The following is a 10,991-nucleotide window of genomic DNA, read 5'->3' as shown; positions in this document are numbered from 1 at the left end:
GCCAAAACGCTCCGCGCCGATCTTCGTCAGCGCCGCCGTCAGCGTCGTCTTGCCATGGTCAACGTGACCGATCGTGCCCACGTTCACGTGGGGCTTGGTGCGCTCGAACTTACCCTTGGCCATGGCTGCCTATCTCGCTGACGGTTGTAGATGGAGTACTGCGTTTTTCCTGCGGAACAGCCCGACTCAGGTCCGGGCGGCTCCCGCGGGCGGGCCCGCGTCGAAGATGGTGCTCACGAAAGGAATCGAACCTTCGACCTCCTCCTTACCAAGGAGGTGCTCTACCGACTGAGCTACGTGAGCGTGGAACCTGTTACTTGCCGGAACACCGGGTGCGGCGCAATGGAGCGGGAGACGGGAATCGAACCCGCACCATCAGCTTGGAAGGCTGAGGTTCTACCATTGAACTACTCCCGCGAGGGGAACCGCTCCCGGCCTACCGCTCCGGGCCTTGCCTCGATGTTTCGGTACAACCTGAAACTGGTGGAGGGAGGTGGATTCGAACCACCGAAGGCGTAAGCCAGCAGATTTACAGTCTGCCCCCGTTGGCCGCTTGGGTATCCCTCCGGGATCTGCCACCGCGACCCATACAACCTAGGTGTACGACCGGGGTGAAACAGCCCGCAATTCTGACGACCGCCGCGCGCGCTGTCAACGTTCCCCGGGAGACTTTTTCCGGTCAGACATTGAAGCGGAAATGCAGGACGTCGCCCTCCTGCACCCGGTACTCCTTGCCCTCCAGGCGCATGCGGCCGGCCTCGCGGGCGCCCGCCTCGCCGCGGTAGCGGATGAAGTCGTCGAAGCCGATCGTTTCGGCGCGGATGAAGCCCTTTTCGAAGTCGGTGTGGATCACCGCGGCGGCCTGCGGCGCGGTGGCCCCGGCCTTGACCGTCCAGGCGCGGACCTCCTTCACCCCGGCGGTGAAGTAGGTCTGGAGCCCGAGCAGGCGGTAGGCCGCGCGGATGACCCGGTTCAGGCCCGGCTCGTCCAGGCCCAGGTCGGCCAGGAAGGCGTCGCGGTCGGCATCGTCGAGCTGGGCCAGCTCCTCCTCGATCGCCGCCGACACCGGCACCACCTCGGCGCCCTCGGTCGCGGCGCGGGCGCGAACGGCCTCCAGCAGCGGGTTGTCGTGGAAGCCATCCTCGAGCACGTTGGCCACGTACATGACCGGCTTGAGGGTCAACAGGAACAGGTCGCGGACCAGCGCCCGCTCCTCCTCGTCCAGGCCCAGCGCCCGGCCAGGCTTGCCCTCGCTGAGCCCGGCATGCAGCTTCTGCAGCACCGGCTTGCGCGCGATTGCATCCTTTTCCCCGGCCTTGGCCGATCGTTCGGCGCGGTTAAGCGCCTTTTCCACGCTGTCGAGGTCGGCGAGGGCGAGCTCGGTGTCGATCGTCTCGATGTCCGAAATGGGGTCTACCTTGCCGGCCACGTGGATGATGTCCGGATGGTCGAAGCAGCGGACCACGTGCGAGATCGCGTCGACCTCGCGGATATGGGCCAGGAACTTGTTGCCCAGCCCTTCGCCGCTGGCGGCACCGGCCACCAGGCCGGCGATGTCGACGAACTCGACAGCCGTGGCCACGACCTTTTCCGGCTTGACGATCTCGGCCAGCTGGCCCAGGCGCGGATCCGGTACCGGGACCACGCCGACGTTCGGCTCGATCGTGCAGAACGGGAAGTTGGCCGCGGCGATGCCCGCCTTGGTCAACGCGTTGAAGAGGGTCGACTTGCCGACGTTGGGCAGGCCGACGATGCCGCATTTGATGCCCATGGTTATCCGTTGTCCCGCAGGAGATTGGGGGCTGGGGACCGGCGTTCCCGCCGGATCCCAGCCCCCAGCCACCTAGGCCTTGGCGGTATGCAGCCGCTTCATCGCCTCGTTGACGTCGCCGGCCACCACCAGCGGCATGACCGCCAGGGCGTCGTCGATGGCGCGGTCGATCAGCACCGCGTCGTCCTTGCCCGGCCGGCCCAGGACCCAGCCGGTGACCCGGTCCTTGTGCCCGGGATGGCCGATCCCGATCCGCAAGCGGTGGAACCTGCCGTGCCCCAGGTGCTGGATCGTGTCGCGCAGGCCGTTCTGTCCACCATGGCCGCCGTCGAACTTGAGCCGGACCGCACCCGGCGCCAGGTCGAGCTCGTCATGCGCCAGCAAGGCCTCCTCCGGCTCGATCTTCCAGTAGCGCAGCGCCGCCGCCACCGATTTGCCGGAAAGGTTCATGAAGGTGGCCGGCTTGAGCAGCCAGACCGTCCGCCCGCCGATGTCGGCCTTGGCCGTCTCGCCGAACAGCTTCGACTCCAGGCCGAAGCGCACGCCGGCCTGGGCGGCCAGCGCGTCGACAAAACGAAACCCGGCGTTGTGCCGGGTGTTCGCGTGTTCGGGACCGGGATTGCCCAGCCCGACGATGAGTCGCAGTTCCGCCATTGCACTGGCAGCCTGCATCCTGCCCGGCGTGCCGGGCAGGATGCGGACGGCTTACTTCTTCTCTTCGTCGCCTTCGGCCGCCGGCGCCTCTTCCTCGACGCGGGCATGCTTGGCGATCACCACGGCCAGGTCGTGGTCGGGGCCGAGCTTCAGCTCGGGGATCTCCACGCCGGCCGGCAGCTTGAGCGCCGACAGGTGGATCACGTCACCCACGGCCAGCTCGGACAGGTCGACCTCGATGGCCTCCGGCAGGTCCTTCGGCAGGCACGAGACGGTGACTTCGTTCAGCTCGTGGGTGATGACCACGCCCGCCGACTTGCCGGCCGGCGACTTCTCGGCGTTGACGAAGTGCAGCTGCACGGCGGCGCGCAGGACCTCGTTGTCGTTCACGCGCTGGAAGTCCAGGTGCATGATCAGCTGCTTGTACGGATGACGCTGCATGTCGCGCAGGAGCACGCGCTGCACGTCGCCGTTGAGGCTCAGGTCCAGGATCGAGGAGTAGAACCACTCGTTCTGGCTGGCCAGCCACAGCTTTTCGTGGTCCAGCTGGATGTTGACCGGCTTCAGGTCGCCGCCATAGACGATTGCCGGAATCTTGCCGTCGCGACGCAGGCGGCGGCTCGCACCCTTGCCCTCGTCCTCGCGACGCTCGACGTTGATCACATGAGTTGCCATTGCTTTATCACTCTTCAGTTTGCGGGGACCGCTTCGCGGACGCCCTGGATGGGGACCGCCTTGCGGCGATCCGTGCGACTCGTCCGCGACCAGACGAGTCGTGTGGTTCCCGGGGATCGGGAATCCGGAATCGCTTCCGTAGCGATTCCGCATTGCCGTCCCCCGGCGGCCGGCGTGCCGCCGGCCCGGGTCGTCGGGGCTCAGTCGACGTAGAGCGAGCTGACCGATTCGCCGAAGGCGATGCGGCGGATCGTCTCGGCCAGCAGCTCGGCCACGCTGACCTGGCGGATCCGACCGCAGGCCCGGGCCGCCGGCGACAGCGGGATGGTGTCGGTCACCACCAGCTCGTCCAGCTGCGAGCCGGTGATGTTGTCGACCGCCGGCCCCGACAGCACCGGGTGGGTGCAATACGCGGCCACCTTGGTCGCGCCCTGCGCCTTCAGCGCCGCGGCCGCCGCGCACAGCGTGCCGGCGGTGTCGACGATGTCGTCCACCAGCACGCAGGTCTTGCCGGCCACGTCGCCGATGATGTTCATCACCGTGGACACGTTCGCGCGCGGGCGGCGCTTGTCGATGATCGCCAGGTCGGCGTCATCCAGGCGCTTGGCCACGGCGCGGGCGCGGACCACGCCGCCCACGTCGGGCGAGACCACGATCAGGTTCTCGGTGCCGTAGGCGCGCCAGATGTCGGCCAGCAGCAGCGGCGACGCGTACACGTTGTCGACCGGCACGTCGAAGAAGCCCTGGATCTGATCCGCGTGCAGGTCCACGGTCAGCACCCGGTCGGTGCCCACCGCGGAGAACATCTTGGCCGCCACCTTGGCGGTGATCGGCACGCGCGAGGAGCGCAGTCGGCGGTCCTGGCGCGAGTAGCCGAAGTACGGCACCACCGCGGTGACCGAAGCGGCGCTGGCGCGCTTGAGCGCGTCGATCAGCACCAGCAGCTCCATCAGGTTCTCGGCGGTCGGCGCGCAGGTCGGCTGGACCACGAACACTTCCTGGCGGCGCACGTTCTCCTCGATCTCCACCTGCACCTCGCCATCGGAGAAGGTGGACACCAGCGCCTTGCCCGGCCGCACCCCGAGCTCGCGGCAGATGCTGTCGGCGAGCGGCTTGTTGGCGTTGCCGGAGAAGACCAGCAGGCTGCGTTCGTCTTGCATCTTGGACATACCGGCGGCGGCTCGGATCAGGTGGAGGAACGTGGACACCCGCGATCCCTGCGGTTTTCCGTTGAATCCCCGCACACGGATGTGCGGGCTTGTGCGAGGCACTTGCGTCCGTGACTCGCACGAGTGGCAGGGGCGGCAGGATTCGAACCTGCGGATGCCGGGATCAAAACCCGGTGCCTTGGACCTCTTGGCGACGCCCCTGTGTCAGTGCTGGTGCGACGGACGCGCCAACGCCGCCCGCAGCGGCGAATCCGAAACGCCGGCCGCGACCCAGGCGTGCATCCGTCGCGGCAAACGCGCCAGAGCCTCCTGCGCCGCGTCCCGGTGGGCGAACTCGACGAAGCAGCCGCTGCCGGTACCGGTCAGGCGCGGAACCCCGATCCGCGCCAGCTCTTCGAACACGGCCTCGACGGCAGGTTCGCGGCGGCGCAGGACCGGCTCGAACGCATTGTCGAGCACGGTTCCGGCAGCGAAGTCGGATATTTTCGCGGGCGCCGAATCCCTAGTCAAATCCGTGGACTGGAACAGCGCGGCGGTGGGGACCTGGACCCCGGGGTCGACCAGCACGTACCAGGCTGGCGGCAGCGCGACCGGGACCAGCCGTTCCCCCACCCCTTCGGCCCAGGCGCTGCGACCGCGGACGAAGACCGGGACATCCGCCCCCAACTCCAGGCCGAGCGCCGCCAGCCGGTCCTCGCCCAGCGCCAACCCCCACAGCCGGTCCAGGGCGCAAAGGACGGTGGCCGCGTCGGAAGAACCGCCGCCGAACCCGCCCCCCGCCGGGATGCGCTTTTCCACCTCGATGTCAGCTCCTTGCGGACAATTCGCCGAAGATTGCAGGAGGTTGGCCGCACGGACCGTCAGGTCGGCGAGGTCGTCCACCCCGGGCAGGCGGTCGCCGTGGCGGACGATGCGGCCGTCGCTGCGGGGACGCAGCCGGATCCGGTCTCCCCAGTCCAGCAGGCGGAATACCGTCTGCAGCTCGTGGTAACCGTCGGCACGGCGACCGGTAATCCGCAGGAACAGGTTCAGCTTGGCCGGCGCCGGCCACTCGCTCCAGCCGGGATTCATGGGGCGGCGTCCCAGCGGTCGATCACCAGCCGGACCCGCGCGCCTTCACGGCTGGCCTGCAACCGGCGCGGCATCTGCGGCCAGTCCGCATCCGCCGGCTGCCACTCCTGGTATTCCACGGTCCAGCCGTCGGCCACCAGCCGCCGCAACCTGCCATCGGCACCAAACTCCTGCGTGGCCTCCGGGGTCGACGGCAGGCCCTGCAGCCATGCCGCCATCGCCGCGACCGGGATCGGCCAGCCGGTGGCCTGGTACAGCAACTGCGCGGCATCGGGACCGGACCGCACGCCCCCCTCCAGCCCGTCCAAGGTCGCGCCATCCGGCCCGCCGGACAGCTGCCAGCTCTGGCGGGTGACCGGTGCGCTGAGCGAAATCCGGTACGCGGGGCCCTGCTGCTGCCAGTCCAGGCGACCGCTGCCGCCCTTGCCGTCGACGCTGACCGCGATCCGACCCTGCATCGACCAGGCGGGGATGGCTTCCAGCTGCGCCTGCCGTTGCGCCTGCAGCGCCAGGGCCTGGGCGCGGTCCACGGCGGGCGCCGGGGGCCGGCGCGGCGCGGTGCCACACGCCGCGAGCAGGGCCACGACCAGCCAGGCGCCGGCCCATGCGCGGGCCCGGATCATCGCTCCGGGCCCGCGGGGGCCGGCTGGGCGGCGGCCGGGGCTGCGGGCGGCAGCACGACCTGCAGCTTCTCCAGCGCGCGGACCAGCGACCGGTTGTCGGGATCGAGCCTGCGCGCGTCCTCGAAGTAGCGCATGGCCTCCTCGCGCCGCCCCATCGTCCACAGCACCTCGCCGACGTGGGCGCCGATCTCCGGATCCTTGAGCAGGCCCCAGGCGCGGCGCAGCTCCACGAGCGCCTCCTCGTTGCGGCCGAGGCGATAGAGCACCCAGCCATAACTGTCGACGATGGCCGCGTTGTCGGGCTCGGCGGTGCGCGCGCGGTCGATCAGCTCCAGCGCTTCCTGGTAGCGCTGGGTGCGGTCGGCCAGGGTGTAGCCGAGCGCGTTGAGCGCAGCGACGTTTTCCGGTTCGGCGACCAGTACCTTGCGCAGGTCCGCCTCGGTGCGGTCGATGCGATCCTGGCGCTCCCAGGCCAGCGCGCGGGCGTACAGCAGCGCCGGGTCGTCGGGATAGGCGGCCAGCCCCCGGCTGAGGGCTTCGATCTCGGCGGCAGGGTCGCCACCACGCTGGCGCAGCTCGCCTTCCAGCAGGTACGCGTTGCGACGCGCGTCGTCGTCGCTGGCGGCGTCGTTCTGCAGGGCATGGGCCTCGCTGTAGGCCTGCTCGACCTGGCCCTGCTCGTACAGCGCCGCCGCGATCCGGATCCGCGCTTCGGCGCGCAACGGACCGCCCGGGACGCCGCGATACCAGTCCACCGCTTCGGCCGGGCGCTCGAGGAACTCGGCGATCCGGCCGAGCAGCATCCGGCTCGCCGGATCGGGCCGGGCGCCCTGGCTGGCGGAAAGCTCCCGGTACAGCCCTTCCAGGGTCGCGCTGTCCTCGGCACGCGCCAGCAGCGATGCGCGGATGCCATAGGTCTGGACATCCTGCGGCCCCAGCGCCATCACCCGGGCGGCCTCGGCGAAATCGCCCATGCCCTCGTAGGCGACCGCGAGCATGCCGCGCACCTCCGGATCGGCGGCCGCACGCGGTTCGGCGGCCACCAGCATCTCCCGCGCCCGCGCGGTCTCGCCGGCCTGGTGCAACTGGCCGGCGCGCAGCACCGCTACCCGCGGCTCGTCGGGGAAACGCTCGACCATCTGGTCGACGATGCGCGCGGCGACCTGCGGGGCATCCAGGCGCAGGGACAGGCGACCGAACTCCTGCCAGGCCTGGAGCTGGTCGGGAATGGCGCCGGCATCGACCAGTTGCCCCAGCACCTTGGCGACCGCCTCGGGATCGCGGCCACCGGCCAGCGCCACCAGGGCGTAACGCCATGCACGCGGATCCGGGGCGGCGAGCAGCTGCAGCAGCTCCTGCCGCGCCTTGCGCAACCTGCCTTCGCGCAGCGCCAGCGAGGCGGTGGCCGCCTTCAGCGACAGGGAATCGGGCGAACGCTTCTGCCAGAGTTTCAGCGCCTGGGCGGCGCGGACGTCGTCATTGGCGAGCATCGCGATGCGGGTGGCGCGCTCGGCGAGCAACACGTCGTCCTGCGCCAGCCGGGCCGCCTCCAGCGACCATTGCGCCGCATCGGCCAGCTGGCCGGCCTGCAGCGCGAACTCCCCCGCCATGAGCTGCTCCAGCGGAATGGCCTCGGCCGACGGCTTCGGAAGCGGGGCGGCAGGGGCGGCCACTGGCGTGGCCAGCGCCATGAGCAGCAGCCACGGCCGCCTTCGCAGGCGGCCGGGCGATGGACGCGGGCGTCCGGTGTCGATCTCGGAAAGCTCAGGTACGGGCATTGGCACCCACCGGGCCGTAAAATGGCGGCCCAAACAAGCCAGCAGATTAGCGCAAGCTCCTGAACATGACCCTGTGGCTCCTCGGCCTCAACCACCAGACCGCGCCGGTCGACCTGCGCGAACGGGTGGCCTTTGCCGGCGATGCGCTGGGCCGGGCCCTGGCCTCCCTGCGCGCGCTGCCGGAGGTGCACGAGGCCGCACTGCTGTCGACCTGCAATCGCACCGAGATCTACGCGGTGGCCGCCGACGGCCAGGCGCTGGCGGCATGGCTGGACGAACAGGCCGAAGGGCTGGGCGCCTACCTGTACCAGCACCGCGACGCCGACGCCGTGCGCCACCTGTTCCGGGTCGCCACCGGGCTGGATTCGATGGTGCTCGGCGAGCCGCAGATCCTCGGCCAGGTCAAGGAGGCGTGGGCGCTGGCGCGCGAGCACGGCGCACTGGGCGGCCGCCTGGACCGGCTGTTCCAGCAGACCTTCGCGGTGGCCAAGCGCGCGCGCACCGACACCCGGATCGGGGCCAACCCGGTCTCGGTGGCCTCCACCGCGGTGCGGCTGGCCCAGGACTCCTTTGCCCACCTGCCCGATTCGACCGTGCTGCTGGTCGGCGCCGGCGAGACCATCGAACTGGCCGCCCGCCACCTGGCCAAGGGCGGGGTGCGCCGGCTGCTGGTCGCCAACCGCACCCTGGCCCACGCCCAGGACCTGGCCACCCGCCATGGAGGCTATGCCCTCCCACTGACCGAGCTCGACCGCCACCTGGCCGAGGCCGACGTGGTGTTCTCGGCCACCGCCAGCCGCGAGCCGGTGCTGCGCCAGGCCCAGGTCGAGGCCGCGCTGGCCGCGCGCCGGCGCAAGCCGGTGCTGCTTTTCGACCTGGCCGTGCCACGCGACATCGAGCCGGGCGTGGCCGGCCTGGACGACGCCTACCTCTATACCGTGGACGACCTCGAACGCGCGGTCGAGGACAACCGCCGCGGCCGGCATGAGGCCGCCGAGGCGGCCGAGGCGATCATCGACCTGCAGGTCGCCCGCTACATGGAAGCCCTGCACGCCGGCGACCGCCAGGAGACGCTCAAGCGCCTGCGCATACTGGGCGACAACACCCGCGACGAGCTGCTTGCGCGCGCCCGCCAGCAACTGGCCGGCGGCCGCGATCCCGACGAGGTGCTGCAGTTCCTGGCCCACACCCTGACCAACCGCCTGCTGCACCCGCCGACCGCCGCCCTGCGCGAAGCGGCGCTCAGCGGCGACGCCGAACTGGCCCGCGCCGCCGAACGCCTGTTCCCGGCCAGGGCGCCCTACGCCCATCCGGCGCCCCCCCCGACCGCCGAACCGCGACTGCCCGATGACCCCGAGCCTGCGCCGTAAGCTGGAAGCGCTGGCCGAGCGCCGCGAAGAACTCGAACGCCTGCTCGCCGATCCCGGCGTGCTGGCCGACAACGCACGCTTCCGCGACCTTTCCCGCGAGTTCGCCCAACTGGAGCCGGTCGCCACCGCGCTGGCTGCCGAAGCCCGCGCCAAGGCCGACCTGGCCGCCGCCGAGGCCATGCGCGACGACCCCGAACTGGCCGAACTGGCCGGCGAGGAGATCGCCGCGGCGCGCGCGCAGCTCGACACGCTCGACCGCGAGCTGGCCCTGCTGCTGGTGCCGAAGGATCCGCGCGACGACGGCAACCTGTTCCTGGAGGTGCGCGCGGGCACCGGCGGCGACGAGGCGGCGATCTTCGCCGGCGACCTGTTCCGCATGTACGCCCGCTACGCCGAGCGCCAGGGCTGGAAGGTCGAGGTCGAATCGGACAACCCCGGCGAGCACGGCGGGCACAAGGAGATCGTGGCGCGCATCGTCGGCCGCGGCGCCTATTCGCGGCTGAAGTTCGAGTCCGGCACGCACCGGGTGCAGCGCGTGCCGGCGACCGAGTCGCAGGGTCGCATCCATACCTCGGCCGCGACGGTGGCGATCATCCCCGAAGCCGACGAGATCGAGGACATCGCGATCAACCCGGCCGACCTGAAGGTCGACACATTCCGCTCCTCCGGCGCCGGCGGCCAGCACGTCAACAAGACCGACTCGGCGATCCGCATCACCCACCTGCCCACCGGCGTGGTGGTCGAGAGCCAGACCGAGCGCAGCCAGCACGCCAACCGCGACAAGGCGATGAAGCGGCTGAAGGCGCAGCTGCTCGACGCCGAGCGCAGCCGCCAGCAGGCGGCGCAGGCCGAATCGCGCCGCCTGCAGGTCGGCAGCGGCGACCGCAGCCAGCGCATCCGCACCTACAACTTCCCGCAGGGCCGGATCACCGACCACCGGGTCGAAGGCCTGACCCTGTACGACCTGCCCAACATCCTGGAAGGCGAGCTCGGGCCGCTGGTCACCCGCCTGCAGCAGGAACACCAGGCCGACGAGCTGGCGCGACTGACGTCTGAGTGAGGCCGGCGGGCGGCGCCCGGGAGCCCAGGCGTTGGAGCAAAAAGCCCCGATCGCGGAGCCCAGCAGCCCCGGGCGCAAGGCAAGAAGCTTTGCGATTGGGGCTTGGGAGCCTCGGCGCTGGAGCAAAAAGCCCCGGCCGCGGGGCCCGGCAGCTCCGGGCGCAAGGCAAAACGCCTTGCGATTGGAGCCTGGGAGTCCCGACGTTGAAGCAAAAAGCCCCGATGGCGGAGCCCGGCAGCTCCGGGCGCAAGGCAAAAAGCCTTGCGGTTGGGGCCCGGGAGCCCCGGTATCGGAGCAAAAGCCCAGGCCGCATGGCCGCCCCCCGGGCGCACGGCAAAAGCCCGGCGGGATGCCCAGGGGTTCGGTGACGGGGGAGCGCCTTACAAGGCGGTACTCGCGACGGTAGTGCCAGCTCCGGACGGGGCCGCCGTGCCCTGGGGGCAGGGCGCATCCCTCGACCGGACGTCCTGTCCGGACTCGGGTCGTGGCACATCCCTGTGCCACTTGCGCCCTGCCCCCAGGGCACGACGTCCTCGGGCGACGTTTTGGGTGTGGCTTCGCTCGACGCGATGACATCGCCAGGAGCCAATGCCACGGTGTCTCCACCTCTTCCGTCGTCGGCGGGCCACGCACCAGCGACGACGGATGCTCTCCTGTAGGGACGGGCATGACCGGAGCGACGACCCCAACGCACCCCGAAGACGTGGTGGGCCGGAGGCGTCGGAGCAGCGGCCATGGGTGGCCGCGGTAGCGAGTGCGTACAGGGATGTACGCCCGAGCGGCTGCGATGCCTCCGGTCCACCACGGCTCCCGCCGAGCC

The 10,991-nt window shown here is 70.6% G+C and carries 10 protein-coding genes and 4 tRNA genes; 2 read left to right on the top strand and 12 right to left on the bottom strand.

Going from position 1 to position 10,991, the window contains the following annotated elements; all coding sequences use genetic code 11:
* The 12 genes from ABKA19_RS15710 to ABKA19_RS15655 form a co-directional block, all read right to left on the bottom strand.
* The coding region (locus tag ABKA19_RS15710) for a GTP-binding protein (protein ID WP_233348216.1) at positions 1–123 on the bottom strand (123 nt) is incomplete at its 3' end.
* A 104-nt stretch (positions 124–227) separates the two neighbouring features.
* A tRNA-Thr gene (locus ABKA19_RS15705) sits at positions 228–303 on the bottom strand.
* A 40-nt stretch (positions 304–343) separates the two neighbouring features.
* A tRNA-Gly gene (locus ABKA19_RS15700) sits at positions 344–417 on the bottom strand.
* A gap of 64 nt (positions 418–481) precedes the next feature.
* Positions 482–567: transfer RNA gene (locus tag ABKA19_RS15695), tRNA-Tyr, on the bottom strand.
* A 112-nt stretch (positions 568–679) separates the two neighbouring features.
* A complete protein-coding gene (gene ychF, locus ABKA19_RS15690; protein ID WP_162376512.1) occupies positions 680–1,771 on the bottom strand; it encodes a redox-regulated ATPase YchF in 1,092 nt (363 codons plus the stop codon).
* 72 nt (positions 1,772–1,843) lie between these two features.
* Positions 1,844–2,425 carry an aminoacyl-tRNA hydrolase gene (gene pth, locus ABKA19_RS15685; protein WP_353689701.1) on the bottom strand — a complete coding sequence of 194 codons (582 nt, stop codon included), beginning with the start codon at positions 2,423–2,425 and terminating at the stop codon, positions 1,844–1,846.
* 51 nt (positions 2,426–2,476) lie between these two features.
* Positions 2,477–3,100 (bottom strand): 50S ribosomal protein L25/general stress protein Ctc, encoded by a 624-nt coding sequence (locus ABKA19_RS15680; protein ID WP_162376510.1) that lies wholly within the window; start codon positions 3,098–3,100, stop codon positions 2,477–2,479.
* Positions 3,101–3,300: 200 nt separating this feature from the next.
* Positions 3,301–4,269, bottom strand: a complete 969-nt coding sequence (locus ABKA19_RS15675; RefSeq protein WP_353689700.1) for a ribose-phosphate diphosphokinase — start codon at positions 4,267–4,269, stop codon at positions 3,301–3,303.
* Positions 4,270–4,393: 124 nt separating this feature from the next.
* Positions 4,394–4,470, bottom strand: a tRNA-Gln gene (locus tag ABKA19_RS15670).
* A gap of 3 nt (positions 4,471–4,473) precedes the next feature.
* On the bottom strand, positions 4,474–5,340 hold the full coding sequence (gene ispE / locus ABKA19_RS15665; protein ID WP_353689699.1) for a 4-(cytidine 5'-diphospho)-2-C-methyl-D-erythritol kinase: 867 nt from the start codon (positions 5,338–5,340) through the stop codon (positions 4,474–4,476).
* Complete coding sequence (lolB, locus tag ABKA19_RS15660; protein WP_353689698.1) at positions 5,337–5,963, bottom strand: lipoprotein insertase outer membrane protein LolB; 627 nt, start codon at positions 5,961–5,963, stop codon at positions 5,337–5,339. The genes ispE and lolB overlap by 4 nt, the downstream gene beginning before the upstream one ends.
* Positions 5,960–7,654: a tetratricopeptide repeat protein gene (locus ABKA19_RS15655; protein WP_353689702.1), complete on the bottom strand. Its 1,695-nt coding sequence runs from the start codon at positions 7,652–7,654 to the stop codon at positions 5,960–5,962. The genes lolB and ABKA19_RS15655 overlap by 4 nt, the downstream gene beginning before the upstream one ends.
* 152 nt (positions 7,655–7,806) lie before the next feature.
* Between ABKA19_RS15655 and hemA the strand changes: the two genes are divergently transcribed.
* Complete coding sequence (gene hemA / locus ABKA19_RS15650; RefSeq protein ID WP_353689697.1) at positions 7,807–9,111, top strand: glutamyl-tRNA reductase; 1,305 nt, start codon at positions 7,807–7,809, stop codon at positions 9,109–9,111.
* Positions 9,089–10,171 carry a peptide chain release factor 1 gene (gene prfA, locus ABKA19_RS15645; protein WP_162376505.1) on the top strand — a complete coding sequence of 361 codons (1,083 nt, stop codon included), beginning with the start codon at positions 9,089–9,091 and terminating at the stop codon, positions 10,169–10,171. The genes hemA and prfA overlap by 23 nt, the downstream gene beginning before the upstream one ends.
* Positions 10,172–10,991 lie beyond the last annotated feature (820 nt).

The sequence above is a fragment of the Pseudoxanthomonas sp. Soil82 genome (genome assembly GCF_040446535.1).
Lineage (GTDB): Bacteria > Pseudomonadota > Gammaproteobacteria > Xanthomonadales > Xanthomonadaceae > Pseudoxanthomonas > Pseudoxanthomonas kaohsiungensis.
This window is presented reverse-complemented; position numbering and strand designations above follow the sequence as displayed.

Coding starts and splice junctions, on each gene's coding strand:
- ABKA19_RS15675 (WP_353689700.1), bottom strand. CDS start 4,269: ATGTCCAAGATGCAAGACGAACGCAGCCTGCTGGTCTTCTCCGGCAAC.
- ispE (WP_353689699.1), bottom strand. CDS start 5,340: ATGAATCCCGGCTGGAGCGAGTGGCCGGCGCCGGCCAAGCTGAACCTG.
- hemA (WP_353689697.1), top strand. CDS start 7,807: ATGACCCTGTGGCTCCTCGGCCTCAACCACCAGACCGCGCCGGTCGAC.
- ABKA19_RS15655 (WP_353689702.1), bottom strand. CDS start 7,654: ATGGCGCTGGCCACGCCAGTGGCCGCCCCTGCCGCCCCGCTTCCGAAG.
- lolB (WP_353689698.1), bottom strand. CDS start 5,963: ATGATCCGGGCCCGCGCATGGGCCGGCGCCTGGCTGGTCGTGGCCCTG.
- pth (WP_353689701.1), bottom strand. CDS start 2,425: ATGGCGGAACTGCGACTCATCGTCGGGCTGGGCAATCCCGGTCCCGAA.
- ABKA19_RS15680 (WP_162376510.1), bottom strand. CDS start 3,100: ATGGCAACTCATGTGATCAACGTCGAGCGTCGCGAGGACGAGGGCAAG.
- prfA (WP_162376505.1), top strand. CDS start 9,089: ATGACCCCGAGCCTGCGCCGTAAGCTGGAAGCGCTGGCCGAGCGCCGC.
- ychF (WP_162376512.1), bottom strand. CDS start 1,771: ATGGGCATCAAATGCGGCATCGTCGGCCTGCCCAACGTCGGCAAGTCG.